Raw genomic sequence first — 23,832 nt, 5'->3', positions numbered from 1 at the left:
GATGGGTAGGATTACTTTTTCAGTAATTAAACCACATACATCGCTTACGCACAAGATTTATGAAACTTTGTGAGAATAAGCAATGTACATCGAACTATTAGCCGATTCTAATCAAAATCCTAAACGGTTTCAAATTCTCCATGCACCAACATATCTCCTCCTAGAAACAGATTTTAAGTTAGGAGATTTTGTTGAGTCTAATAACATCGATTTTATTATCAATCATGCTGTCAATCTAGGATACGAAGTAAAAATATCCCATCCCAAAGAGCAAGAAAATGATAAATATCCTCTTCCCAAAATCAGTGATGAACTTACTGACTTGATGATTAATTATCCATCAGACTTAAAACTGCGAACCAACGGGATGGTTTTTGAACAAAGGGCATATTTAATGTCTAAAGTTTACGATGAAGTATGCCAAAATATTGAATCAAAAGCTCTTTTAAGGGAAGCTGAGTATTGGTTGATAAATTACGCACGAGAAGTAATTGCCAAACAATGCCATTACTTACCAGATATCCTTCTTAAAGTAGATAACCCGGTTATTAGAGCAATGGCAATAGATACACTCATGCTCTGGCAGCCAGACTGGGAAAAGGCTATCTCCCAATATAAAGGAAGGAGATTTGAAGCTGGTAACAATGAGTTTGAGATTATCAGCTACTACCACAATCAAAAAAAGAAGAGTAAGGAGGGGATAATGGTACTGTGCAAGGTAACAAAAACTATGAATAATTATCTGGATTTTCCTAAGTTTCCATTGAATACAAACTGTACTCTTGGAACTTATCAAGTCGAAAATGCCCTGAACAAAAGGTTGGCTTAAAACAGAAATCAGAAGCTGAAATATCACTCATGAGCGACCAACAAATCAATTATTTAATAACAGGCATTTGCATGTTTCATTGGAATGCTGACTTTCATAAATTCTGTGAAGTCTGCAACTTTGATCCCAATCATGCTTACTCAAAGGAGAAATGGCAACAGTGGCAACAATTTGTATCTAGTATCAAAGCGTTTGACCAAAATACCCTTGCCAAGCTAGTTGAAGCAGGCCATCAGTTAGCACCGTAATTATAATATCAAACCACCACAGTCACTAACGCAGCTGTGCATGAATTATCGAAATAATTAGCCACATGAATTCATGCACGCCCAAATCCGTCATTTGGTATCTTCGCTTGACAACTTACCCGAAGAATGGCGAATCGTCCCTACCTTTGGTAAACGTCCTCTAGGGAAAGAATGGGAAAAAAATACTTACTCTCCCAGAGAACTACAAGCCGAACTCGTCCGCCGCCGCCTAAAAGTTTGGACAAATAACAGATTGATCACCCCCACTGGTGTAGCCTTGGTATGCGGTTCTAATCATCCTCAAGGATATTTAGTAGCTATTGACTGCGACGGCGAAACCTCCTGGCGACAAATTATCCAAATTAACGAACATACAGAACCAGAAGAACTTAATCAGGTAATACCCGTCGAAGCACGCGATACTCCTATGGAGTCGTTACACGAACGCGCTCAAAAATACCTTCCTCCCACAATTGCATTTAGCTCTGGGAGGAAATATCGGAGCCAGCGCTTGTACCTTATCCCAAATTCAAAAGCTTGGGAGGTAAAATCTCGCAAAATCAAAACTGGGAAGGATGAACACTTGGAGTTTCGAGGCAAAAATCTAGCCTCAATCCTTCCCCCTTCCTTTCACCCAGAGGGCAGAAATTACAGATGGCTTCCTGGCTGTAGTCCATCTGAGCGCCAAATAGAAATAGCCCCCGACTGGGTAATTGCTCAGATGCTTGCCAAACAGGAGAAAGCAAGAAAGTTTAACCTACCCCAAGAAAAATATAACCGCAGATATGGGGTAGACAGATACGCTCATTTAATTCCCTCAATCGAGACAAATATCCAAACCGCACTTGTACTACTCGAAGTTATCCACCCTCGATTTGCAGATGATTACCACTCGTGGATTCAAGTCGGAATGGCACTTCATAGTGTTAGTCCCATTTTATTTAAAGCATGGGACACTTGGAGCCAACTTTCTCCTAAGTACAAATCAGGCGAATGCGCCTACAAATGGCAGTCTTTTAACAAGACAGGTATTACTATCCGCACCTTATTTAGATTAGCCAATCTCTCTTAATCATGAGCAGTCAAATATCACCTGACGAGAATGTAACTAACCTTGAAGACAGTTATAGCAGTAGAGATTTTAATTCTGATATTCAGGATAATAGCGATTTAGAAGAAACATTAGATGAATTAGTAAACACTGAAGTTATAAACCAAGATTCATGTACGAAGATAGATTTAGGCGATTCTGACACAAAAACCACCTTAATAACCATTCAAATAATACCAAATTCTGAAACAGTAATTGTCTCAATTGGAATCCAAGGCGCACTTCCAATTATCAAGATAATTAACCTTACTGAGATAACATCTCATCCTGTCATCAATAACTTGCTACAGGATTTAGAAAAATCTCTCCCAGAGATGTTAGATATCTGCAAGCAAAGGATGGAAAAGCAGACTATACATCAGAATAGACAGGAACAATCAAGACAAGTACAAAAGCGTAACCTGTCTGAAGATAAAGACAAAACACCCGCGCCTAACAACCAACTGTCACTATTTTAATTACTATGAAGTACATTGCGATTATCGAAGGACAAGAAATTCCTCTTGATGAGGCGATCGCCCAAGATGACAATACCCTCAAAACAGCCATTAGCGTCTACTTTCCAGAATATGCTAATGCCGAAATTGAACGACAAACAACTGATGATACGGTTTCAATTCGTTTGGTAAAAAAAGCAGGTACTAAGGGAAGTCAATTCAGAGAATTGAAAAATAGTTCTGAAGAAATAAATCCTGCACTAAAGTTAGGGTGGCAGATAAAGCTTCTGGAGATAAAAAATCAAATTAGTCTCGAAAATTTAATTACCCTACAGCCTGAGATAGAAAAAGCTATCAAGCTCGGTCAAAATTGGGAAACCTACATCGAAAAAGTAACTCGAAGTCTTCAGCATCAACCTGCTACTACGAGTAGATATCCCGTACTGTAATAACAAATTTATAGCCGCCATGAGTTATGGCGGCTGATTAATTATGCTTGCGAACATACAATCATTCAAAATACCCATTACTTGTTTAACAGCAATTATCTATCTAGAAAATCTCTCCGAACGAGTAAATCTCTTAAGCCTGTATCAAAAAATATTCCCAGAACAATGGCTAGAATCAACCATTCATATTGATAAACAATCACATCCAGCAAGTGCCTATATGGATAGAGAAATTGAATTTATTCAACTGGTGAATGATCATCTCTTCCCGATAGAATATATCGATGAGATTGAGTTTAGTCCTGAACATAATAGTATTCCTGTGTCACCACAAAAAGTTGAATGGTGGTATGAAGATTTCGAGGAACTAGAATACTCAGAAAAGTTCCTGCTGTCGTTGATGGGGCAAGGGTACAATATAAGCCAATGGGAACTAAACTTTGGTTTTACTCCTGATTACATTGCTCTAGCAGAAGAAATTTACTTCGAGACACTTGTCAAGCTATGCCGTCGTTACAAAAGTCCTCTTCAATATTTAGATGCAGGCATACGAATTATAGATTACTCGACTGAAAATATCTGGCTAGATGTTACGTGTGAAACAAGCGATTGGCTGGAATGGACTTATGAAAATATTATGTTTCTCAGTCAAAAGTGGAAAGAAGCCGTCTCGATGATGGAAAAATCAAATAAGCTTACCCACTTGCTAGAAACATCCCTTCCTGCTCGGAAAGCAGCAGTCAAAATTTGGAATCAAGCATCAAAATCATGAATGTAGATACAAATATCTTACCAATAATTAACTTAGAAAGTATATCGCAAATTTTGCTTGGAAATATTCCCCAAGATGATTTACTAGCACAGTTAGTTATCCTCAAAGGACAGTTTATCTTAGTCGAACACGAAGGGAAAAAATCTAAGTACAAATTTCTTTCCCCCGAAGCAGTAGAGAAAGCCTTCACAAGTAAAACTGCTACATCTGGATGGCTTTCTAGCAACACGATTTGGTGGGGTAAAAATCCAGAGGGAGAGGCAATTATTCAGTTTTACTCTCCCCAAAAATATCAAATTCAAATTATGGGACAGGAAACTAAAGTAATTACTATCCCCATGCCTGCATTCCTCTTTGCTGGATGCGGTAGTAGATATTACCTGTGGGCAGTTAAAGGAAGGGTATTTAAACCAGACGCACAACTGTACAAGCCACCTCTACCTAACGTCTGGGACGACTCTGGTATTTGTTTTGGGGGAAATTCTCCCGGTATGTGCAGTGCTGCAAATATAAGCCAAACTTGGGAGTTGTTCTGGAAATCACTCTTTAATAAGGACTTGTCCCAAGGCAAGTCAAAAACTCATCCCGACAATATCTGCAACCAGCTAATCAAATTGCACGAGTCTAAACCCAAATCTTACCCTTCAAGTGACCTTGTTTCCGTTCATAGCTGGAAAGTCACAACTCCAGAAGACATTATTAACCACCTGTTCAGTTAGCCATGAATGCTTTTATCGGTTATCACCTCGTTACAAGTAATAATTTTCCTCCCTACAGCCAAAAACTTCAAGAATACTGGCTGGCAGCAAATGGACTTTTCTTGCGATCGCACCGCCGTGAGTTAGAGGTTTGCTTGCAAGTTACTCAAACTCAAGTTGCTGGACTCCAACCCCTTGAACCCTACTTTCGCCTGAAAGTCCCAAAAGTCCCCAGCCAAATAATCATGAATATTATCAATACTGCCAGTATCAACCCCCAACAGGAAATCCTATTCTACTTGGGAGTAACAACCAACCAATGGTGGTGTCACACGCCACTGCAAACTGCGTCTTCTACTCACGTCCTATCTTTAGAAAGCGCACTCGATAAAAGCTATACAGATGGGTTGGTGGAAATGCACAGTCATGGAACTCTAGCTGCTTACCCTTCAAGTGCAGACAATCAGGAAGAAAAAGGCAAATTTCGAGTGTTCGCGATCATCGGCACACTGAATACCATTCCCACAATATACACCCGCATCGGGATATACAATCACTTTTTCGACATCAACCCCAATCAAATATTTGAACTTCCGCCACAGGTAAAATGCTCGAATTAACTGCTTACCAACAAGCTTTACCCGTCTTACCTCGCAATCATACCCGTATCAACTTCGTCTTAGTGGGAGCAGGAGGAACAGGGGGGTTTCTTGCAGAAGACTTATGTCGAATTATCCTGCAACTCCAGCGCACGGGGAAAGAAATTAACTTTACGATCGTTGATGGCGATACTGTTGAACTTAAAAATATCACCCGCCAAAATTATCAACAAGCTGAAATTGGACTACCAAAGGTAGAAACACTGGTTGCAAGATGCAGCGCTAAGTATGGAATTGAGATTACAGCGATTTGCGACTGGTTTGAAGAAGATATGATTCGCGCCACCAATTCATGGAACACCCTAACAGTAATTATTGGTTGTGTGGATAACAGCGCCGCCAGGAGCAAAATTCACTCAGTTCTCAAACTGAACAGTGCAAATGAGCCGGCATCGCTATTTTGGCTGGATTGTGGAAACAGCAACCACTCCGGCCAAGTAGTAGTTGGAACGCACTCTAATTTTGATATAGTTCAAGCTGCCAATAACCCAGACAAACCTAAATTCTGGTTGCATCTTCCCTCCCCGGCGCTGGTTCACCCGGAATTGTTAGTTCCTCAACTGGAAGAACTCATAGACAATAACCTTTCATGTGCGGAAATTCAAGCACGAAATTATCAGTCGCTATTTGTCAATAAAATGACGAGTGCGATCGCAGCCCAGTACTTACTAGAATTAACCCTCACCGGGGGTTTGAAAAAGTTTGCCAGTTATTTTGACCTCAAAGCAATGTCAACCCGAAGTTTATACGCAAGTATCGATAATCTGAAAAAATACTATATACCGTAGACAAATCACCACAAATAGCTCACGCATATTTATCCCAAAAAACAAATTTGGGATATATTTTTATGAATAGATTCAATCACAAAACACTTGAGTTAGCCGAACATCATCCAGAGGGTTTATCGACGAAAAATTATTCTAATCTCACTGTGAAAAGTGAATCCGAAGTTGCTGGAGGTCAGTTTCATCTCGTCATGCAACAAATTGGGTTAGGGCTACCAGTCGAAGTCTTATTAAAGGAATACCCCCAAATTAATAACTGGGTCGATAAGGTAAAACCTTTTCTAAACATCCTTGGAGACAAACAATGGAGCGCCCAACTTCAATATTTATATCACGATATCCTTCTCTATAGTGAGTGTGACCTCATTATTTATGGTGAAAATCAAGTAGTTGGATTTGACTGGACAATTCAAAAACCTCTGAAATTTGAAATCCTTGAGAGCAAGTGGCAAACCCAATTGAGGTTATTTCTCATACACGAAAAAACTGGAATGCCATTAGAGCAAATTAGCCTAGTTTACTTGTTCGTCAACACTGATAGCATTTACCAGTTTACTTACTCTGATAAGAAACATTTGGCTTTCAAAGAACGGTTAGAAGAAACACTCGCTCCTTTTATAGGAGACAACAATGAAAAGAAACATTTAGCCAACACAATGACTCCTCAAGAAGCACATGACAAATGGCTGGCAAGAGAAATATCAACTACGGAATATTTAGCAACAATTCCTGAAGTGGAATTATGAATCCAACAGAATTAAATATCACCAAAATCGAACTCACTTCTAACGGTGGTTGGACGCTCAATATTCTCTCACGTCGGGTAGCAACTATTACTGATTTCTTGGGAAACCGGAAAACCAGCTATTTTGGGTTCGATACCAAAGAACAAGCCGAAAAGTTTAGAGATTGGCTTGTAAGAAAAAACAAATGTAGTAGTGCAGTTGTCCGTCATTCAGAAAGATTAGCTACTGAATGGGAGGTAAAAACTTGGAATGTACCAACCTCCCTAATTCTTAAATGCGCCGTTAAAGATTTAAAGGAATCTAGCAATGCAACTATCTCTACTGAATCTGTCTTACAACGAGGATAACTCATCACTAGATATTTTCAATATTCCTAACTTAGAAAAAGCAGAAGCTCTCCGTAAGCTAGCTGCCTCAATGCAGTCAACTATTGACCAAAAGAAAAATCCTGCTATTGGGAATCAAAGGGCAACCAAGCGCCGTAAAACCATAGCTCAAGGGATAATCCAAGAAGGAATTGAACTTGAGATTATCCAGTCTTGGCTATTTGCGATCGCACAAATGTGGGAAATAGGAAATATCCCACCAATACTACGCGGTATATCTCGTAAATCACAGGTGGAAGTGCTATTTAGAATTTCTAAAAGTGGAGAAATTAGCCAGAAAGTCCAAAAAATACTAGAAGGCGAATATTACCAAGACTGGGTAAAATCTCTCAGTCGCGCGGGGTTACATACATCAGGCGAGATTATATCAGCAATAACAGAAATTCAACAGGTAGTAAAACCTGAAGCAATTGATACTACCAAGCAACAACTTAATAAGCTTGAGTTAGAAATCATTGGCATGAAATCTGGAGATTTCTTTCCTACTCCTAAACCAATCTGTCAGCGACTTGTTCATTTGGCAGATATTGAACCAAATTGGCGAATTTTAGAGCCTAGTGCTGGTAGCGGAAATATTGCTGAGTATATCACTCTAACTTACCCAAATGTTCAAATAGAGGTAGTTGAAGTGAATTACAACCTAAGACAAATTCTAGAACTCAAAGGATTTAATCTCGTAGGGAAAAACTTTCTGGAGTTTAACCCCAGTCATTTATACAATGCCTGTATCATGAATCCTCCATTTTGCGAACTTGTCGAGCATATCTATCAAGCTTGGAAGTTAATTATATCAGGTGGTGTATTAGTTTCAGTCGTACCTGAATCGGTTTTCTTCAACCGGAAGTATCAAAGCTTCAAAGAGTGGTTACAGAGCAATAATAGCTATGTCGAATTGGTAGATAAAGATGCCTTTTTGAGTTCAAATAACCCTACAAATGTAGCTACTAGGATAATCAAAATAATTAAACCATAGTGTACTACAAACGTATGGTATACTGCCAAATTGATGAAGCTAGGTATGTCACATACATCTTCCCTAAATGGGGAAAGTATGTGACATACAAAATCCTTACACAGCAAGAATTAGAACTAGCAGTTACTAAGTGCAAGCTTGCTGGTTGGAAAGTCACTAATGTCACCAAACTTACTAATAAAATGCTTGAAATTAAACCCCAACGAACAAGGAGATAAATATGGCAATTGAAACTATTGCTTCCTACAGATTTATTCCTGGTAAAAATAGTCACATAACAACTTATGGCGCACCTGAAGAACAAACAGTTGCAATACACAATTCAAGCACAACATCTGTGTCACTGACTTTCACAGATGAAAATACATCTGTTCTTAGACAAATCATCATCAATCTTCAGCAAATATATCAGACACTTTTAAACACCAAAGCTGGAATTATTCAGGAAGACACTTACATGAACAATTTTACCGAATTAAAGAAAGAGTGCATTGAGAACAGCACTACGAGAGGGTTTACTTCCACAAGTGATTGCGAGGTTTTCTCGATTAAAGATTCAAAAGTTTAAATGATGAAAACTGTATCTAAATAGCGAAAAATTAATAAATCTTTCAAGTCGTCTTTATAACAGACGACTTTTATTTTTTACAACGGCTTTTTGCTTGACGCATTAAAGATTGATTTCAATTAATTAAAATTATGGCAAGAAATCAAACAAAGCCTACTACTGAAGAAAGCACAGTCTCAGAGTCGGAACCCCCTCAACAAACCGTTCAGAATGGGGCAAACATACAAAAGCGTAAATCAGCTATTTCTAAATTTGCCAACCCTGAGTACAATGCGCCGATTAGCAACATCTGCATCTGCCAAGTCATCAACCACATGGAAGCAGAAAAAGTTGGGTTGTTTATAAAAGATAAGTATTTAGCAGCAATTAACTGGCAAGGACAAGAACCAACACACAAGCACACCTTCTCCAGTGGTACGCCAGAAATGGGAGTGTTGTTGCAATCGCCCAGAATGCACATTCTTGATGTTTCTCCCAGATATATTGAACAGCGCGATGATGGCAAAATTGTGGGGGTGTACGAATCACCTGATGGGTACGAAATGTACCAAGCACTAGGCAAAGATGCCGCAGTATTGAGACGATTCTACTTGTTGCAACTTGTCGATGAAAATAATAACAACCTGCATTCAGTACCAATTGTCTTATCAATCAAAGGCGTTGCATCATCAAAATTTGGCGAGGCTTACAAACAGTTCCAACGCGAACTAGAGGTTGCATTCGCCCGATTTACTGATACAACTGTCGCTGAAAAACGTGCAGAGTTTCATCGCCTTGGTGCATTTCAACCCACCTTCACACCATCCCTTGAACCGAAAGAAGCAGTTAACCAAAGAGATAAATCTTGGGTAGCAGTTGTCACTTCCTACAAATCACCAAACCCCGATGGCAGCGATTTTCTCGAATTCTTCTCAGAGTCCAAAGAAATCGATATCCAAACAACGATGCAGGCAAATCCCGAATTCTCTCACCGCATCGGTAAAACATCAACTGTTGTAGCAGAACATAACCGTCTCATAGGTGCAGCCGATATGCCAATAGCAGCACTTCCTCCTAGTACAGAAGGTCATGATTATACAGCATACAGTACTGAGATGGAACAACTGCCTTACTAAAACAAACTACCTCATCTAAGCAAAAAGGGTGCTAGAAATAGCGCCCGTTAAGAAATTATCCACTAAAAACTAAGTAACAAATGAAACTAACCATTGAACAATCTAAACTCGCAGAAATTCTAGAAACCGCTTACCTCGCAATCAGTCCTAAACCCACTGACCCAATTTTAGGAAATATCTTACTGATTGCAGATGAAGACGGGATAGTATCAGCAACAGGTACAAACCTTAACCTCACAATTCATACTACAACCACCGCTAATGTCGAAATTTCAGGTCAGGTAGCACTTCCTGCCAAACTACTAACTGATACTGTTAGTAATGTTAAAGGCGAAATTACTCTAGAAGTAGAAAACCAAGCCTGCATAATTACTCACAATAGCGGTAAGTGCCGACTAATTGGGGGAAAATCTGACGAGTTCCCAACACTTCCCAAGGGGGAAAATCCAACAGAGATAAACTTAAGTGCCAAGAAACTCCAAGCCGCACTTGAAGGGACACTCTATTGCGCCAGCAGCGACGAAACAAAGTTGGTTTTAACTGGTGTCAACTTCAAAATTGATACCAACAAGTGGCAAGCTGCTAGTACAAATAGTCACAAATTAGCGCTAGTAACAGGAACACTTGATAGCGAATATTCTGACCCAATCAACTTCACTGTTCCAGGTAAGTCACTTGGCGAGTTAAACAAAATTCTCTCTCAAAGCGCAGATACGAGCGTGTGCAATATTCTTCTATCAGATAGAACTATCGAGTTTAGCCTTCCTAATACAAAGCTCATTTCCCGGCTTCTGGAGGGAGAATATCCCAAAATCAATAGCTTGATTCCCCGCTCGTTTGAGTATGAATTTACATTAGAGCGCAAGGGATTTGAGAGCGCGCTGAAGCGGGTAAGTTATCTAGCCGAACGCAAGCAAAAGGTTGCCAAAATCCTCTGGGAATTGGAAGCTACACAGGCAACACTATACACCGAAGCTATTGATATTGGGGATGCAGTTGACTCGGTACTGATGAAATCAGTAACTAGTAATTCAGAAAACATCAGTATTGGATTAAACATCGACTACCTTATCGAAGGATTAAAGCATATCAGTACTGATGAAATCGTGGTGCGGTGCAACAAACCCACGCAACCAGTCATTGTCTGCCCAATGGGAGGACTGCTCAATCAGTTGTATCTGGTAATGCCTGTAGAAATCAAGCAGGGGTTTGGAAAGGTAAATAGCCAAAGTACAAAGGCAAAAGTCAGCACTCAAACTGAGCCTGGTACTGAAGAAGTAACAGAAGTTAGCACTCAAACTGAGTCTGGCACTGAAGAAGTAACAAATGTGCCACAGGCAACAGACGATAGTGAAACTCCTCAAATAGAAACGCCATCTGTGGTAGCGAAAGATACTACCAAAGGTAAGTCAATCTCACGATCGCCACGAACGAAAAAAGAAGCGGCGACTGCCTAAAAAATTAAACTTCCTACCAACCACACTGGTAGGAAGTAAATAAAACATCCGTTTATCATCAAAACTATGTACCAACCACTACATCTCAAGTACCGTCCCCAGACCCTTAATGAAGTTATCGGGCAGGAACATATCGTCCGCACTCTCATAAATGCGATACTGCCTCCTGGGAGTCACTCCGCGATCGCACAATGCCCGCCTTCTCCTAAAGGAGACGCGCAAGGGACGGCGATCGCACTCCAGAGGATTGCACCCGCCTACCTATTTAACGGCCCCAAAGGCACGGGGAAGACTAGCACCGCCCGCATCATGGCTAAATCCCTCAACTGTCAGTCAACCCAAGAGCCGACAACCAAGCCCTGCGGAGAATGCAATTCATGCAAGGGAATTACAGCCTCTTCTTCCCTGGATGTAACTGAGTTAGATGCTGCCAGCAATAGCGGGGTAGAAACAATCCGCGAGTTAATTTCCACTACCCAGTTTGCACCAGTTGAGGGAAGGTACAAAATTTTCATTATTGATGAATGTCATGCCCTAAGCAGTCAATCGTGGCAGGCACTACTTAAGACTATTGAAAATCCACCCCGTCATGTAGTTTTCATCTTCTGCACAACTGAAATACACAAGGTTCCTGAAACTATCATCTCGCGCTGTCAAAAGTTTGATTTTAGGAGAGTAGGACTAGAAACACTTGTTCAGTATTTATCAGAAGTTGCCCAGAATGAAAACATCAACATTAACGCACCTGGTATTTGGGCGATCGTCAAGTCTTGTGGAGGTTTTATTCGCAACTGTCTTGTATTGCTCGATCAATTGAGCAACCTGGGAGTAGATGAAATCACACCAAACTGGGTTTGGGAATTATCAGGTGTCGTTCCCGAACACGACCTACTTACCATAACCGAAAACCTGGCTAAAGGGGAAATAACAGCTAACTTACAAATCCTCCAAGACTTAATTGAGTATGGTAAAAACCCATTCGTCATATACTCAAGTTTAACTGGGTTTCTCAAAGACTTGCTAGTGGCTAAAACTGCTCCTGATAATAGACAAATTACTCAACTGGAGGAAGACACTTGGCAGGAACTCGTTACTATTTCTCAGATGTGGGAACTAACCCAGGTTCAGGCAAGTATTGCCCTGTTAATGTCAAGACAACAGTTAATGCGTGACTCGGAATCAGCTAAACTTTGGTTGGAAGCGACACTCATTGAGTTAAGTAATATCAAAGAAGAAAAACAACCTTGGACTAATTGGAAAACAATCCAAGATGCTATCAATTGGGGTAAGGAACAACTCCCACATTTATCCCAATCTGAACTCGAAAGGCATTGGAACAATGTTACTCCCATTAAAGGTAAAAAAGCACCTGCATGGGTACAACTGGTACAAGAGCTTCAGATGAAGTCTCAATTACAAACTGCCTAATTCAAATGTTCGTCACTTTGTAGAAACACTTACTTTCCCCAATAAAAACTTTGGGGAAAGATTTTTTTAGGCTTATTCAAAAATTACATTAAATATAATAGACGTGCATCTACAGAAATATCTACCTTGTGCAGTAAGCCTCAATATTAATAAAAACTGCGCTGACTGGGAAGCAAAAACTTAAGATATCAAGTAATACCACAACAAAATTTAACAACTGGCATTCTGGAAGTATCTGATTAAAATTATGCCAGTTGCAGCAATTAGCCTTCGTACAGGACTTGAATTACCAGCAGCGATCGCAGATTTCGACACGTATATTGACGAATTACCGCGATGCTCCAAATGTTTTGGCGAATTATGCCTTGCCAAAGGTGAAAAAATGCCACCTTACTGGAGGCATTTTCCAGGCGTAGGAAATGGATGTCCTGATAAATCAGAAATTAGCGGAGTTATCTATTTCCATCCTAAAACCTTAGATCGTAAACAAACCCTTGCACTATTTAAAAAACGTTTTCTCGAAATTTTAGATATAGCCATTAATGGCACACTTACTATCGATGGACTATTCGCCACCAGACAGCTATCAGAACAGATCAAGGGAAGTTCAGTTCAATGCAGTAATGGAATAGCGCATTTTAACGACTGCCTGCTAGAGATTGACAGACTTAGAAAAAACCTTGACTGTATTTTAGCGGTTGCCTCTAGCTGTGCCAAAAATTTATACAGCAATGACTCAATTAACGAATGGAAAGTACCAGAAGCAGAAAAAATCCAAATGTTAGAAATAACAATTGCTTACAAACAAACTCATGAGCGGTGTGTAGATGAAGCGTGCAAATATATATACAGCAATGGTAGACAAGACCTTCTTAAAGAATTAGTAGCATTTGCATGGCTGGAATACAATTCAAAGCTTAAAAACACTTACAACCAATTAAAAGTACGCGAATTTCCAGTATGGCTGCTTACAGCAACAACATCAATATTAGCAGCAGTACCCTGGTACAGGATTATGACCGCACTATTAGAAGAAAAAGAACCACATACGCAGCCGCTTTCAATATTCGCACTTCCTAATAATCTAGACATGATTTTTGAGGTATTTTTATCGCCCAAAAAACCACCAACTAAACCACAAGGATTCATGCCAAAAAAGAGTAATTAATTTTGGATATTATGAATTATAACCACCGAGATTTTATTACCAAATCTGGTAATAAGATTATCGTTGATGAGGAAAGACTGGACATATTCTGGTCAGATACTACCCCAATACCTGAGTGGCATCCCACAGTAAATATTCCGACCTACGGGGCGCTCAAAACTCTGGTAGTCGATATTGAAACGGCAGGGATAAACCCAAGAGAAAATCGGATCTATGCAATTGGCTGTATGAGGGAGATAGGGGAGATTGCCATCTTTATGGATCAAGCCGAAAGCAAAATCCTCCTGGAGTTTTTCAAACACCTAGAAGCAAGCAAACCAGAAGTAATTTACACCTACAATGGAACAGAATTTGACCTACCATTTCTCATCACCCGCTGCGAGTTACATGGCATTTCTCATCCATTTAGAATTGCATTTAAGAAGCGTACTATCCGAACTGCCCAAGTACGCGGCGAACCACTGGAAATTCGGGAGGTATTCATCCGCAACTGCCTGCACGTAGATATCTTTATCTGCGTTCTCAGGTGGGATTTTCTCGCCAAGGAACTTACTAACGGGCGATCGCTTAAACAGGCGGTACTGGAAATGGGATTGCGTAAGCAGGCGCGACTGGTTCTACCCTATGAAGAAATTCTCGCCTGCTGGAAAGCCGGTTCTGGTAGTAGGGGATGGCAGAAAATCAAAGATTACCTTATTTTCGACTTGGAAGATACGCAACTCATAGCTAACAGACTTGTACCCTCATACCACTATGAAGCACTGGTTGTACCGGGAATGAACCTCCAGCAATTAGCCCTCGCTGGTAACGGCACCAAGTGGAAGCAAATATTCTCGCATCACTACCCAGGATACAAACCCAAACCCGACCGTAAGTATAAATTTCAGGGGGGGATAGCCTACTCTATTCCAGGACTATATAAAAAGGTTGGATACATCGATATCAGTTCTATGTACCCCAGAACCATATTGTCGAAAGGAATTGTCTCTCGTAAGGATACAAAGCGAATCGGCTTGAGCATCTTGCAATATTTGGTAAATGAGAAATCAAGGTTGGAACAAGTTGCCAGCACCGGAGACATTGTTGCCAAGGAAAAAAGAGAATCCACCAAAGTTTTAGCTAATTCTCAGTTTGGGTTCTTCGGAACATCGGAACTCGCCTTCAACGATATGGAAGCAGCCGCTTTAGTAACAGCTTACGGTCGGCGCATCCTACAATTCATGATTGAGGTAATCAATCAAGCTGGTGCAACCCCTGTAGAAGTTGATACTGATGGCGTGTTCTTTACTCACCCCAACCCAGAAAAAGTGTATGCCACACTTCAGTCTCAATTACCCAAAGGGATAACCGTCAAATTAGAGTTTATTGCCAATGCAATGTTTATTCCGCAAAGGGGAACTAAGAACTATCTGTTATGGCTGCAAGATAACTGGATTATCCGCAAAGGTAGTTGGAGAAACCGTTCTCGCTCAAGGCTAGAGAAAGAATTCCCTGTTGAATATCTAACCTACTTAATCCAAAACCAATCTACGGCAGAGGAATATTTCAGAGAAGTAAAATCACAGATTTTATCAGGAAAATACCCGATAGAAAAACTCTGCATTACTCGCAAAATTCGTGTTGGCGAAAAAGAACTTCTTAAATTAGGAAAGCCTGGTGATGTAGTAATTTACTATTACGGAATCAGAGGTATTACTAATACCAGCACGAATGAGAGCTATTCACGTCAATACTATCTTGACATTATCGAAAAAAGGCGGGAAGAAATCCTCAAAATAGCCGCTCCTGAAATACTAGAAGGTAATAAACGTCAGTTATCTCTTTTCTAGATGAATAAACTTGATATTTAACCTAAGCACTGAAAATAATAAATATCAAGTCTTTTCCCATTTGAATAATTTTCAATAATTTGTAAATCATGAAAAACGTTTACAGGTAAATCAGGCTTTGTAGAAAGTAATTTTGATGCGTTCACATAAAGCAAAAAGATGTCGTAAAAACAAGATTAGCAAATACACCAAAATTAATCAACTGATTATTTTATTCAATTTGTTGATGGACTAATGGAGAAATAATTCTTAAATTTGAAAGGTAAATAATGAAAAATAAATCCTCATATCGCAAGCCCAGGCTTAATAAAAAACAAAGGGCTTGGGTGAACTCATTCCTTGCATCTCATCCTAATGCCAGAGTTAGAACTATCTATGAATTAGATGGCGATCGCGTTGTTGAAATTGAATGGTGGGAAAATACAAATCCAATAATATTAGACCCAAAAACCTACATTCAAGGAATTATCAGCTACAAAATGCGGGTCAAACTAAGGAAATTTGGCGATGCGAGAAAAACAGCCGAGTTCTCGTACCGGATCACCCCGCCACAAAAACGAAGTGCATCATGGCACTTAACAGGTCAACTCTCTCTAGAACTTCCCCAGTGTTACGAAGTTACAGAACCAAACAACCCAGTTATCGTTAAACTAAAAAGGAGAAATACTAAAACCAAGAAAGTTAAAAAATTAATTCAGCATACTCTTCCTCTATCAGGAATTAGTGCCCAACTTCATACTATGAATATCGAAGATGGTGGTGTTCCTTTATCAGAACAAGAACTATTACTAGAAAGGGTATTACACCTAAATCTAGATACTGGTAAAGAGACTAAACTTCCAGGAGCTATAGTCAAAATTCTTTCCAAGAAAAAAGCTAGCTTAAAGGAGTGGGAAACAGCTATTGCGCTATATGAGGTAACTGGTTCTAGTGGAGTAATAGAGTATCTCCAACAGTTGGATTATTGGCGGAAATATTTGGGTACTCAACCAGTAGAAAACTCTGTCGAGAAACTCTCAAATCAGAAGTCAATACAGTCAGTACAAAATGAAGTGTAAGTATTTGTTGATCGCTATATTTTGCTAGCGGCTGTATAACAAATACTAAATATATGGAAAGAGTTAATACTAACTCTTATTTTTTTAAACCACCGCTTACGACTAACGCCTGATAAATAAATGTTTATCTAATCTATCATGACTGTATACCTATACTACGGCGAAGATAGCTATTCACTAAATCAAAAAATTGATTATTTAGTGAATCAAAATGTTCCTGCGGAATGGAGAGCTTTCAATTACGTCAAGCTATCTGTAAATGAAAAAAATATTGCTGCCAAAGTCTTTACCGAGGTTATGACTTTGCCCTTTGGAGAGGGTAACAAAATTATTCATACAGACAGCGACTCTCTAATTGGAAGTTTATCAAATGAAGATAATAACCAAGAACTTGAAAATCACCTTTCCCGAATACCTTCAAGCAACATTCTACTAATTACTGGTAATAAAAAGCCAGATTCGCGCAGAACAGTAGTAAAAACTATCCTAAAATATGCCCAACAAGAAGAGTTTCCCCTCGTTCCTAGTTGGGATAAAAAGGGGATAGTTAACTTGATAGGAAATTATGCAGCCATCCATCAAGTTAAACTCACTCCAGATGTCACTGATTACCTAGCTGAAGCAATTGGCAATAATGCTGCACGAGCCGATAGCGAATTCGCTAAACTTGCTGTTTATGCAAGCGAACAAATAATCTCTGTTGACGAAGTAAAATATCTCGTTGGCAATCAGAATACTGACTACCTAAAGCTTACTATTGCTATGTTAAGAAACCATCCAAGTTTAGCAATAGTGCAGGTATCTAAACTACTAGATAATAATGAACACCCGCTCAAAATAGTAGCAACACTTACCTCTATTTTCCGCACTTGGTTAATAACCAAAGCTGGGGTAGAAACTAAATTATCTGATCCAAAGATTGCAGAAATAGCCGAACTGAAAAACCCCAAAAGATTGTATTACCTCAAAGAGGAAGTCAAGTTTGTAGGCGTTCAAAAGCTTAAAGACAGCCTTACTTTACTTGTACAACTCGAAGCCGAACTCAAAAGCGGAGTTGATAACCTAACCAGTCGAATTGCTGAAATTTCTACGATATGAAAAACAACCCATTTACAGAAATCACCGGACAGCATACCGCCAAACTTCTCTTGACTGAAGCAATCGAACAGAATAAAATTGCTCCTGCATACCTATTTAGCAGTCAAGTTGAGGGAGTGGGGAAAGGAAAAACTGCTCTGGCGATCGCAAATGCGATACTCTCAAGAGGGAGTCGCTCCGCGATCGCAGGAGAAAATAACCATCTAGACATCTTACAAATCAAACCAACCCATCCCGAAAACACCTCCCAGCAGAAAGGTATACCTGCTATTCGAGTAGAACAGGTGCGCGAGGTAATTGAATTTCTATCAACCAGTGCAGTCAAGGCCAAGCAAAAGGTGGTCATTATCCACGAAGCAGATATGCTCAACCCTACTGCCGCTAACAAACTTCTCAAGACGCTGGAAGAACCCAAAACTGGAACGTTTATTCTGATATCATCCTATCCTCAAAAGTTATTACCTACTATGAAGAGTAGGTGTTAAATCATACCTTTCCAAAGGTTAACTGATGAGGAGGTTATTTCTGTTCTGAAAGACCAACAAATCGAGGTGACAAAAAAAATACTAAGTATCAGTTCGGGTAGTCCTGGTCAAGCGATCGCCAACATCACAATGTTAGCTTCCATCTCAAAAGAAATCACAAGTCAACTGGAAGTGCCTCCTGACGATATTCTCAACGCACTCAGTTTGAGTAACTCCATCTCAAGCTGGAATCACGAGACACAATTATGGCTGCTTACCTACCTGCAACACGACTGGTGGCAGAAATTAAAAAACACTCAATTGCTAGCTAAATTTACTCAAGCAAGGAAGCAATTGCTGCATCACGTTACTCCTAGAAGCGTTTGGGATAACCTACTTCTGCCATAGCAAAACACACCCATTATCAAAAAGCACTGCCAGTTAGAACTATTTCTAGCTGGCAGTATTTATTTACACATAAAGAATATGAACCAGCAGCAAAGCTTATTCGATGTCGAAGAAACCATCCGTAACAGCAAAAGCCAAAAAGCTAGCGAAATTCTTACTCCTAGCACTAGAAAGATACTTCAGTTACTAACCAGCCAAGGGATTAACAAAGTTGTAACAGCCAGTCTACTTGATCTAGCAGGAGCAAGTCATGAAATTGTTCAATACATCGTCGGGCCAATTGTGACTCAGCAGAACGGCTGGCAACAGTCAATTCCGTCCTGGGTAGGAAAAGCGATCGCAGTCGATAGATTAGATGCAGCGCTAGAAGAGATAGACAAGGGAAAAGTAGGTAAACTTGCCTCTAGTAGTGAAGTTGTTGCACTTATGATGCCAATTGCTTTTGAAGTGCCGCTATCATCCGAATGGACAGATGTTTACCTCTGGGCAAGTTATGATGCCCTGGTAAGGCACAGACCTTTTGAGAATTTCAAATACGATAAACTGTGGGAGAAAATTGGTACAACCCCAATTCAGTATGACAAAATCCGCTCTGATTATGAAACGCTGGCTGCTGATATCCGCTCCCGTGTAGTCAAACACGCGGCGAAAGAAGGATGGGGTAAAAAGTCGTCAAATAAGAACAAACACCCTGTTACAGCAACTTCAACTGAAAGTAATACTAAGATGGAGCAATTGTCACTGTTCTCATAACTAATTGTTAGTACTTTTTTCAACACTCTTCCCAAAGTCCTTCCTCTCCTTCTCTGTGAGAGGAGGTAGTTCTTCTTTATAATAAAAATTACCTAATTTCTGACACTGATTGATATAAATTCGTCTTGCTGAATCACTCGCCCTCAAATCCTGACGTAAAAGTAATTTAAACGATTTTTCACGCTCTTTCAATTCCTTTACTGCCACAAGCATTTCTTGCGATATTGCAGGATTTTCATAAGTAGAAGAAAGTTCCTCACTTGATGAATAAATCTTTAGTTTATTGCCAGCAGCTTGAGTTAGAAGTCGCTGAGTGTTATACGAACGCCACAGACCTAACTTCTCACGCTGTAGTGACTCAATTTCAACTTCACCAATTCGGTTTGGAGTACTGCGCCGCACGTAGACAAAACAACCTTTATCAGCTGCTATAGTTAAACTCACTTTCACACCATTACCATCAAAATAAAACAAGTCAATTAAGTCGTTCTCTGCATTAACTTCTCCAAGCTTCTCTTTATTTGATAAATCAGGCAACACTTCTAGATTTAGCGACGGCGTAGCATTATTAACATTAGCTGAGGATAATGAAGGCGTAGGTGAAGGATTTGATTCTATAGCCGAGACTTTATCTTCTTTTTCTGAAGATGAACATCCAACGAGTAAGAGTAACAATCCTATAAATAAATATTTTTTCATAAATATAAATTTGTCTTTATTAACCAACAGCACAATATTAATTATTGTTTTCCATTCAAACGACCTGTTTGATAAAAATCACGCAGACTAGGGAAAACTTTTTCTAAAAGCCAGTTGCACCCAACTTCTGATTCAGGAATATTTGAAGCAGCCATGTAATAACCACTTCTGTAAGCAGCTACACCTAAACAAGCTTGTAAGCTGGATATCGCCCGTGAAGAAGCTGGAATAGCCATCAAATCTTCCAAATGACTGGGATGATAATTTTGTCCTACCAGCATGAAATAAACCAAAGTATGAACCAACCGTGATAAAACAACTGTTCGGTCTTGCCAACGTTCTAAATGAGACTCGATACAGAAGTAATCAGGTAAATCAGCCACCTGAGATTCATCATCAAGGAATAAATCGCTCTGGCTTTCGATAAAACTGGAATCCAGACCTATAAACTGTTTGAGAAAAACAAGCGTTTTCCCCCAACGTTCCTGTCCCTCAGTTTCAGGAGAAAACGCACCTTCTGAATACTGCGAACCGTACTTCTGTTGGAGTTGGGCAACAGCCTCTTGATTGATATCAGCCTGCCAATCAGATTCAATAAAAAACTCTTTTAAAATCTCTTGTAAATAGATGGGTGAAAACTCATTAAAGTCTGGAGATTGATCATCAAAATCGTCTTCATAAGTATCAATAATAAATTTATCTAACTCGATTTCTAGCTCTTGCTTTCTATTAACTGGCAGTAACGACTTAGCATCTTCTAACGATAGAGGAAATTCTAAATAAGGATGACCTTTGGCTAAGTAAGAATCACCCAAATCTGCTAAAATTTCAAGCGCGATAGTCCGGGCAAAATACTCATCTTGTGGATGCACGCATACTCGGTCTAGTTCCTTATCCACTAGCATCATTGTAATTGCCAGTAGGGCAAACCATGACGCATCGTGCAAACAAGTCGGTAAATCAGCAATTAAATCTACTAATTTCAGTTCTAGGATTTCTCCCCAAACGCCTATCCTAGTTGTATTGGAAACATCGCAAAAATGCTCTACATCTTCTCCAACAGATGTTTCTCCTAACCAGGTAAGATTTTCTACCCGCAAAGAAGATGAGTAGTCAGAAGTCAGATGGTTTTGGCTATCCTCATCCGACTGTATCCACATCAAAGCCAAAAGCATCAGCTTACAAATACTTACTCGCTTCAAGAGAAGATATTCAGGCATAAGTCATTACTCATAATTTTTAGATACAGACCACATTAATTGCGATACCACCATAGCACAGGGTAACTTGTCGTTCCCTAGTAAAAACCACAATTTTACGATAAACAAGGACAAAAAATAACTTATAAGTATGAATAAAAAAGAATGTGATTGAAATAAAACAACTCGTCAAAATAATAAATCCTGAAAGAACTAATGCTGACGCAGTAATAAGAGAAATATATAAATACTCGCGTTATGAACTATATCAACAAAGTCATGCTGGTTGGCAGATGCGGACAAGAACCTGAACTGAAATACTTCGAGTCCGGTGCAGTTAAGGCTTCAATCTCTATTGCGGTCAGACCACCCTACAGGAGTGAACAAGCCCTCTGGTTTGATTTAGTCGCCTGGGGAAATCAAGCAGAAGTGATTGGAAATTACGTTCGTAAAGGAACCCAAATTGCAATTACTGGCGAGTTTGGATTTGATCGTTGGGCAGATAAAAATTCTGGCACTATGCGGCAAAAACCCGTAATTACAATCAACGCTATTGAATTGTTAGGTTCACCCCGTAAGGAAGAATCTACATCTACTTCTGCACCAAACGAAACACAGACTGTAGCTAACGCAAATTTCTAGGAAATTACAAATCGCCTATGCACTATAAATCGTAGGCGATAAACCATCTAATCAATCTACAAATAAAACGAACATGATTCATAATACTGCAACTATCAATCTTAAGTCAGTGAACACAACCCACGACAAAGAAGGTTCCTTGATTGCCTTTGGGATCGCCGAATTCTACTACCGTTCAAAGGAAGGAGTAGTTGCTGACGAGATGCCATTCCGTTCCAAGGGCGCACCCGCCGTCGTTATTAACGAACAAGGGGAAGGCGTACACGGCACAGCAGAAGGATATCTCGATTTGCTAGTTGATAACAGGGGTGATTACAAAGAAAAGATTGCCACATTCGTAATCAGAAACTTTATGTCAGCACAACCCATCAACGAACTCACCCAGGTTAGTAAAACCCCTCACTCGCCTGAAACTCCCGATTTTGCCAAAGAACTACTCGAAGATAACGTTACTTCGACAGATGAAGACCTAGATCAAGAACCTCCGTTCTAGACCCAATTAACTAAATAATGCTAGTACATACAGGGTTACTTGTTAGTACTGGCATTATTTTTTTATAGAAATCCAGAATAAAAATCTAGTGTTTGGTAAAGTCGCTGACATCAACTCATCTTATAGTACATAAATCCTAAAATACTTACACAAGAGCTAAATTTAAAACTTTTTTGACATCATTACCCCACGGGTTGGGAATTACCATTGCCAGCTTCATCTGAACAGTTACAAATCAAAATCAAGGCTAAATGTTTCCCCTTCAGAATCCTCTTCTTGCTCGTCTGTAATTGGAGTTGGAGTCCTTGAAGGAAGTTTGTTCTCCTCAGTAGTAATCGGCGTAAAAGCTACTGGTTGTGCAGGTAATCCAGCCTTGATGAAAACAAAATAGCAATCAACTATAAAGTAAAGCGTCTCCAAGTAACTTTTACCTAGTTGTTGCGATTCTGCAAATATGCGCTCTCGGTAATTATCTTTGAGGCGAACTTTTTCCGGTGCTAAATCTTGTTTATCTGCCATTGCTATAGTTTCCCAGATGTGCTTGTTGGATTCTTGCTACTGATAGTTTTTGCCATCTCTAAAAGCCCAAAGACATTCGCTTCTACTGGATTGTCCAGGATTTTAAACCCGTTCTTCTCTAACAGTTTCCTAAATCCTGGTAACAGGCAACCTCCACCTATCGCCCAGATTTCATCCCCTTGGTGCTTGGCATCAAGTGTCAAATTTACTGTTTTCTTCAAGTATTTTTCATACCAATCTTTCAAACACGCACTGTATATGTCTTTGATATCGATGTCACGGCTGTATCGGGTATGCCCCATTTCCAAACAAAATCGGATTTTGGATGGATCTCCGATTTTTCCGCCATTTAAATGTTTCATTTTTTGGGAAATATCATCGATGAGAACTTCTACACCTATGGGGTAGGCGGTGTGAACTTCTCGCTGACCCCGGTTGTAACGAGAATACAGGGTCGTACCATTGCCAAAGTCTAAAATCGTTAGCTTTTTCGGTAGTGGATGCCCGAATAATGCACCCATCCCTTCTAGCACAACTTTGATGACTTCTACTTTTACGTCTGATTGCTTGCCAGCAAGTATTGGCTGATATTCTCCATTTAGTACTTTTTGTAATTGGGATGCCAGAGCAACATCATGTAAGCTGACGACTAATTTTAAATGCCAAGCCTTACGGTGTGGCAGATGTGCCAATGCACCGAACAAAGTCAATAATGCGTTGTTGACTTTATTTTCATTATTGTCTGTATTTCGGTCAAAATAATTCCCTGTACGGTAAGCTGACTCGGTAGAGTCGAGGGAGAGTATTATCTCTCGCCCCTCTCTGTTAAATCTGGACG

Annotated in this window: 30 protein-coding genes; 26 read left to right on the top strand and 4 right to left on the bottom strand. The window is 39.7% G+C overall.

Translation table 11 applies throughout. The features are described from left to right. Positions 1 to 82 precede the first annotated feature (82 nt). The 24 genes from RM049_RS33115 (at position 83) to RM049_RS33000 (ending at position 19,442) form a co-directional block, all read left to right on the top strand. Positions 83 to 829 carry a hypothetical protein gene (locus tag RM049_RS33115; RefSeq protein WP_322707204.1) on the top strand — a complete coding sequence of 249 codons (747 nt, stop codon included), beginning with the start codon at positions 83 to 85 and terminating at the stop codon, positions 827 to 829. 29 nt (positions 830 to 858) lie between these two features. Beyond that, on the top strand, positions 859 to 1,077 hold the full coding sequence (locus RM049_RS33110) for a hypothetical protein (protein ID WP_322707203.1): 219 nt from the start codon (positions 859 to 861) through the stop codon (positions 1,075 to 1,077). Positions 1,078 to 1,150: 73 nt separating this feature from the next. Then, the gene (locus tag RM049_RS33105) at positions 1,151 to 2,149 is read left to right on the top strand and encodes a bifunctional DNA primase/polymerase (protein ID WP_322707202.1); all 999 of its coding nucleotides are present in this window, start codon (positions 1,151 to 1,153) and stop codon (positions 2,147 to 2,149) included. Positions 2,150 to 2,151: 2 nt separating this feature from the next. Beyond that, the gene (locus tag RM049_RS33100; protein ID WP_322707201.1) at positions 2,152 to 2,646 is read left to right on the top strand and encodes a hypothetical protein; all 495 of its coding nucleotides are present in this window, start codon (positions 2,152 to 2,154) and stop codon (positions 2,644 to 2,646) included. 5 nt (positions 2,647 to 2,651) lie between these two features. Then, positions 2,652 to 3,074 (top strand): hypothetical protein, encoded by a 423-nt coding sequence (locus tag RM049_RS33095; RefSeq protein WP_322707200.1) that lies wholly within the window; start codon positions 2,652 to 2,654, stop codon positions 3,072 to 3,074. A gap of 43 nt (positions 3,075 to 3,117) precedes the next feature. Next, a complete protein-coding gene (locus RM049_RS33090) occupies positions 3,118 to 3,846 on the top strand; it encodes a hypothetical protein (protein WP_322707199.1) in 729 nt (242 codons plus the stop codon). Further along, the gene (locus RM049_RS33085; protein WP_322707198.1) at positions 3,843 to 4,565 is read left to right on the top strand and encodes a hypothetical protein; all 723 of its coding nucleotides are present in this window, start codon (positions 3,843 to 3,845) and stop codon (positions 4,563 to 4,565) included. Before RM049_RS33090 ends, RM049_RS33085 begins: the two co-directional genes overlap by 4 nt. Before the next feature lie 2 nt (positions 4,566 to 4,567). Beyond that, a complete protein-coding gene (locus RM049_RS33080; RefSeq protein WP_322707197.1) occupies positions 4,568 to 5,164 on the top strand; it encodes a Mov34/MPN/PAD-1 family protein in 597 nt (198 codons plus the stop codon). Then, the gene (locus tag RM049_RS33075; RefSeq protein WP_322707196.1) at positions 5,152 to 5,991 is read left to right on the top strand and encodes a ThiF family adenylyltransferase; all 840 of its coding nucleotides are present in this window, start codon (positions 5,152 to 5,154) and stop codon (positions 5,989 to 5,991) included. Before RM049_RS33080 ends, RM049_RS33075 begins: the two co-directional genes overlap by 13 nt. A 62-nt stretch (positions 5,992 to 6,053) precedes the next feature. Then, entirely contained in the window at positions 6,054 to 6,737 is a 684-nt protein-coding gene (locus tag RM049_RS33070; protein ID WP_322707195.1) for a hypothetical protein, read from the top strand. Then, positions 6,734 to 7,084 (top strand): hypothetical protein, encoded by a 351-nt coding sequence (locus RM049_RS33065; protein WP_322707194.1) that lies wholly within the window; start codon positions 6,734 to 6,736, stop codon positions 7,082 to 7,084. The genes RM049_RS33070 and RM049_RS33065 overlap by 4 nt, the downstream gene beginning before the upstream one ends. Further along, positions 7,044 to 8,096 (top strand): SAM-dependent DNA methyltransferase, encoded by a 1,053-nt coding sequence (locus RM049_RS33060; RefSeq protein WP_322707193.1) that lies wholly within the window; start codon positions 7,044 to 7,046, stop codon positions 8,094 to 8,096. The genes RM049_RS33065 and RM049_RS33060 overlap by 41 nt, the downstream gene beginning before the upstream one ends. A 14-nt stretch (positions 8,097 to 8,110) precedes the next feature. Continuing rightward, positions 8,111 to 8,314, top strand: coding sequence for a hypothetical protein (locus tag RM049_RS33055; RefSeq protein WP_322707192.1), 204 nt, complete (start codon positions 8,111 to 8,113; stop codon positions 8,312 to 8,314). A gap of 2 nt (positions 8,315 to 8,316) precedes the next feature. Beyond that, positions 8,317 to 8,664 (top strand): hypothetical protein, encoded by a 348-nt coding sequence (locus tag RM049_RS33050; RefSeq protein ID WP_322707191.1) that lies wholly within the window; start codon positions 8,317 to 8,319, stop codon positions 8,662 to 8,664. A 131-nt stretch (positions 8,665 to 8,795) separates the two neighbouring features. Next, positions 8,796 to 9,779 carry a DUF5895 domain-containing protein gene (locus RM049_RS33045; protein ID WP_322707190.1) on the top strand — a complete coding sequence of 328 codons (984 nt, stop codon included), beginning with the start codon at positions 8,796 to 8,798 and terminating at the stop codon, positions 9,777 to 9,779. Positions 9,780 to 9,859: 80 nt separating this feature from the next. Then, positions 9,860 to 11,236 carry a DNA polymerase III subunit beta gene (gene dnaN / locus RM049_RS33040; RefSeq protein WP_322707189.1) on the top strand — a complete coding sequence of 459 codons (1,377 nt, stop codon included), beginning with the start codon at positions 9,860 to 9,862 and terminating at the stop codon, positions 11,234 to 11,236. A gap of 66 nt (positions 11,237 to 11,302) precedes the next feature. Further along, entirely contained in the window at positions 11,303 to 12,664 is a 1,362-nt protein-coding gene (gene dnaX / locus RM049_RS33035; protein ID WP_322707188.1) for a DNA polymerase III subunit gamma/tau, read from the top strand. Between the two features lie 247 nt (positions 12,665 to 12,911). Next, complete coding sequence (locus RM049_RS33030) at positions 12,912 to 13,832, top strand: hypothetical protein (protein WP_322707187.1); 921 nt, start codon at positions 12,912 to 12,914, stop codon at positions 13,830 to 13,832. 11 nt (positions 13,833 to 13,843) lie between these two features. Beyond that, positions 13,844 to 15,661, top strand: a complete 1,818-nt coding sequence (locus tag RM049_RS33025) for a 3'-5' exonuclease (RefSeq protein ID WP_322707186.1) — start codon at positions 13,844 to 13,846, stop codon at positions 15,659 to 15,661. A 269-nt stretch (positions 15,662 to 15,930) separates the two neighbouring features. Beyond that, positions 15,931 to 16,719 (top strand): hypothetical protein, encoded by a 789-nt coding sequence (locus RM049_RS33020; protein ID WP_322707185.1) that lies wholly within the window; start codon positions 15,931 to 15,933, stop codon positions 16,717 to 16,719. Positions 16,720 to 16,857: 138 nt separating this feature from the next. After that, the gene (holA, locus tag RM049_RS33015) at positions 16,858 to 17,817 is read left to right on the top strand and encodes a DNA polymerase III subunit delta (protein WP_322707184.1); all 960 of its coding nucleotides are present in this window, start codon (positions 16,858 to 16,860) and stop codon (positions 17,815 to 17,817) included. Continuing rightward, a complete protein-coding gene (locus tag RM049_RS33010) occupies positions 17,814 to 18,302 on the top strand; it encodes an AAA family ATPase (RefSeq protein WP_322707183.1) in 489 nt (162 codons plus the stop codon). Before holA ends, RM049_RS33010 begins: the two co-directional genes overlap by 4 nt. A gap of 66 nt (positions 18,303 to 18,368) precedes the next feature. Then, complete coding sequence (locus tag RM049_RS33005) at positions 18,369 to 18,689, top strand: hypothetical protein (RefSeq protein ID WP_322707182.1); 321 nt, start codon at positions 18,369 to 18,371, stop codon at positions 18,687 to 18,689. Positions 18,690 to 18,767: 78 nt separating this feature from the next. Further along, positions 18,768 to 19,442 (top strand): hypothetical protein, encoded by a 675-nt coding sequence (locus tag RM049_RS33000; protein ID WP_322707181.1) that lies wholly within the window; start codon positions 18,768 to 18,770, stop codon positions 19,440 to 19,442. On the opposite strand, the gene RM049_RS32995 is transcribed toward RM049_RS33000, so the two are convergent. Together RM049_RS32995 and RM049_RS32990 are read right to left on the bottom strand one after the other, a co-directional pair. Continuing rightward, a complete protein-coding gene (locus RM049_RS32995; RefSeq protein WP_322707180.1) occupies positions 19,443 to 20,174 on the bottom strand; it encodes a hypothetical protein in 732 nt (243 codons plus the stop codon). Positions 20,175 to 20,182: 8 nt separating this feature from the next. Next, on the bottom strand, positions 20,183 to 21,361 hold the full coding sequence (locus RM049_RS32990) for a hypothetical protein (protein WP_322707179.1): 1,179 nt from the start codon (positions 21,359 to 21,361) through the stop codon (positions 20,183 to 20,185). A 237-nt stretch (positions 21,362 to 21,598) separates the two neighbouring features. Between RM049_RS32990 and ssb the strand changes: the two genes are divergently transcribed. Both ssb and RM049_RS32980 read left to right on the top strand, forming a co-directional pair. Continuing rightward, on the top strand, positions 21,599 to 21,982 hold the full coding sequence (ssb, locus tag RM049_RS32985; RefSeq protein WP_029631537.1) for a single-stranded DNA-binding protein: 384 nt from the start codon (positions 21,599 to 21,601) through the stop codon (positions 21,980 to 21,982). 73 nt (positions 21,983 to 22,055) lie between these two features. After that, positions 22,056 to 22,475, top strand: a complete 420-nt coding sequence (locus RM049_RS32980) for a hypothetical protein (RefSeq protein ID WP_029631539.1) — start codon at positions 22,056 to 22,058, stop codon at positions 22,473 to 22,475. 228 nt (positions 22,476 to 22,703) lie between these two features. On the opposite strand, the gene RM049_RS32975 is transcribed toward RM049_RS32980, so the two are convergent. Beyond that, a complete protein-coding gene (locus tag RM049_RS32975; RefSeq protein ID WP_322707178.1) occupies positions 22,704 to 22,994 on the bottom strand; it encodes a hypothetical protein in 291 nt (96 codons plus the stop codon). A gap of 2 nt (positions 22,995 to 22,996) precedes the next feature. Then, a partial coding sequence (locus RM049_RS32970; RefSeq protein WP_322707177.1) for a ParM/StbA family protein occupies positions 22,997 to 23,832 on the bottom strand: 836 nt, incomplete at its 5' end.

The sequence above is a fragment of the Nostoc sp. DedQUE04 genome, from assembly GCF_034530995.1.
In the GTDB taxonomy this organism is placed as follows: domain Bacteria; phylum Cyanobacteriota; class Cyanobacteriia; order Cyanobacteriales; family Nostocaceae; genus Nostoc.
Note: the sequence above shows the minus strand (reverse complement) of the source record. Positions and strands in the feature narration are given on the sequence as shown.

Bases quoted from the DNA above. Each gene is read 5' to 3' on its own strand.
- RM049_RS33115 (WP_322707204.1), top strand. From the start codon at position 83: ATGTACATCGAACTATTAGCCGATTCTAATCAAAATCCTAAACGGTTT.
- RM049_RS33110 (WP_322707203.1), top strand. From the start codon at position 859: ATGAGCGACCAACAAATCAATTATTTAATAACAGGCATTTGCATGTTT.
- RM049_RS33105 (WP_322707202.1), top strand. From the start codon at position 1,151: ATGCACGCCCAAATCCGTCATTTGGTATCTTCGCTTGACAACTTACCC.
- RM049_RS33100 (WP_322707201.1), top strand. From the start codon at position 2,152: ATGAGCAGTCAAATATCACCTGACGAGAATGTAACTAACCTTGAAGAC.
- RM049_RS33095 (WP_322707200.1), top strand. From the start codon at position 2,652: ATGAAGTACATTGCGATTATCGAAGGACAAGAAATTCCTCTTGATGAG.
- RM049_RS33090 (WP_322707199.1), top strand. From the start codon at position 3,118: ATGCTTGCGAACATACAATCATTCAAAATACCCATTACTTGTTTAACA.
- RM049_RS33085 (WP_322707198.1), top strand. From the start codon at position 3,843: ATGAATGTAGATACAAATATCTTACCAATAATTAACTTAGAAAGTATA.
- RM049_RS33080 (WP_322707197.1), top strand. From the start codon at position 4,568: ATGAATGCTTTTATCGGTTATCACCTCGTTACAAGTAATAATTTTCCT.
- RM049_RS33075 (WP_322707196.1), top strand. From the start codon at position 5,152: ATGCTCGAATTAACTGCTTACCAACAAGCTTTACCCGTCTTACCTCGC.
- RM049_RS33070 (WP_322707195.1), top strand. From the start codon at position 6,054: ATGAATAGATTCAATCACAAAACACTTGAGTTAGCCGAACATCATCCA.
- RM049_RS33065 (WP_322707194.1), top strand. From the start codon at position 6,734: ATGAATCCAACAGAATTAAATATCACCAAAATCGAACTCACTTCTAAC.
- RM049_RS33060 (WP_322707193.1), top strand. From the start codon at position 7,044: ATGCAACTATCTCTACTGAATCTGTCTTACAACGAGGATAACTCATCA.
- RM049_RS33055 (WP_322707192.1), top strand. From the start codon at position 8,111: ATGGTATACTGCCAAATTGATGAAGCTAGGTATGTCACATACATCTTC.
- RM049_RS33050 (WP_322707191.1), top strand. From the start codon at position 8,317: ATGGCAATTGAAACTATTGCTTCCTACAGATTTATTCCTGGTAAAAAT.
- RM049_RS33045 (WP_322707190.1), top strand. From the start codon at position 8,796: ATGGCAAGAAATCAAACAAAGCCTACTACTGAAGAAAGCACAGTCTCA.
- dnaN (WP_322707189.1), top strand. From the start codon at position 9,860: ATGAAACTAACCATTGAACAATCTAAACTCGCAGAAATTCTAGAAACC.
- dnaX (WP_322707188.1), top strand. From the start codon at position 11,303: ATGTACCAACCACTACATCTCAAGTACCGTCCCCAGACCCTTAATGAA.
- RM049_RS33030 (WP_322707187.1), top strand. From the start codon at position 12,912: ATGCCAGTTGCAGCAATTAGCCTTCGTACAGGACTTGAATTACCAGCA.
- RM049_RS33025 (WP_322707186.1), top strand. From the start codon at position 13,844: ATGAATTATAACCACCGAGATTTTATTACCAAATCTGGTAATAAGATT.
- RM049_RS33020 (WP_322707185.1), top strand. From the start codon at position 15,931: ATGAAAAATAAATCCTCATATCGCAAGCCCAGGCTTAATAAAAAACAA.
- holA (WP_322707184.1), top strand. From the start codon at position 16,858: ATGACTGTATACCTATACTACGGCGAAGATAGCTATTCACTAAATCAA.
- RM049_RS33010 (WP_322707183.1), top strand. From the start codon at position 17,814: ATGAAAAACAACCCATTTACAGAAATCACCGGACAGCATACCGCCAAA.
- RM049_RS33000 (WP_322707181.1), top strand. From the start codon at position 18,768: ATGAACCAGCAGCAAAGCTTATTCGATGTCGAAGAAACCATCCGTAAC.
- RM049_RS32990 (WP_322707179.1), bottom strand. From the start codon at position 21,361: ATGCCTGAATATCTTCTCTTGAAGCGAGTAAGTATTTGTAAGCTGATG.
- ssb (WP_029631537.1), top strand. From the start codon at position 21,599: ATGAACTATATCAACAAAGTCATGCTGGTTGGCAGATGCGGACAAGAA.
- RM049_RS32980 (WP_029631539.1), top strand. From the start codon at position 22,056: ATGATTCATAATACTGCAACTATCAATCTTAAGTCAGTGAACACAACC.
- RM049_RS32975 (WP_322707178.1), bottom strand. From the start codon at position 22,994: ATGGCAGATAAACAAGATTTAGCACCGGAAAAAGTTCGCCTCAAAGAT.